The sequence below is a fragment of the Xanthobacter autotrophicus genome (genome assembly GCF_029991245.1).
GTDB classification, from domain to species: domain Bacteria; phylum Pseudomonadota; class Alphaproteobacteria; order Rhizobiales; family Xanthobacteraceae; genus Xanthobacter; species Xanthobacter autotrophicus_C.
Genome location: NZ_JAIVFO010000453.1, coordinates 1 through 395 on the forward strand (window position 1 = coordinate 1; position 395 = coordinate 395).

Genomic DNA, 395 nt, shown 5'->3' on the forward strand with positions numbered 1-395 from the left:
GACGAGGCCCTCGACAACGCCGACCTCAACGGCTTCCTGAAGGCGGCCATCAAGGCGCTGCCGGACTCCGTCATCGACGGGGCCCTGAAGACCGACGACGTCCTCGACCGCACGATCGACGACCTCGACGTGCGCGCCCTGCTGGAGAACCTCGACGACCAGGGCGACCTCAACCGCCAGGTCGAGGCCGCCGTGGAGCAGTCGGTCAAGGACGCCCTGGTCGACCGGCTGCGCAACCTACTCTGATCCGCGCATTTCGGGTGGTGACCCGCACGCCCGTAGGGTTCCTGATCATGGCTGAGTACGTCTTCACACTGCGCAACGTGCGCAAGGCCCACGGCGACAAGGTGGTCCTCGACAACGTCACCCTCTCGTTCCTGCACGGCGCCAAGATC

The 395-nt window shown here is 66.3% G+C and carries 1 protein-coding gene; it reads left to right on the forward strand.

From position 1 onward, the window contains the following. On the forward strand, positions 1-246 hold a 246-nt coding region (locus tag K9U41_RS23650; RefSeq protein WP_282643255.1), incomplete at its 5' end, for a hypothetical protein. Positions 247-395: the final 149 nt, after the last annotated feature.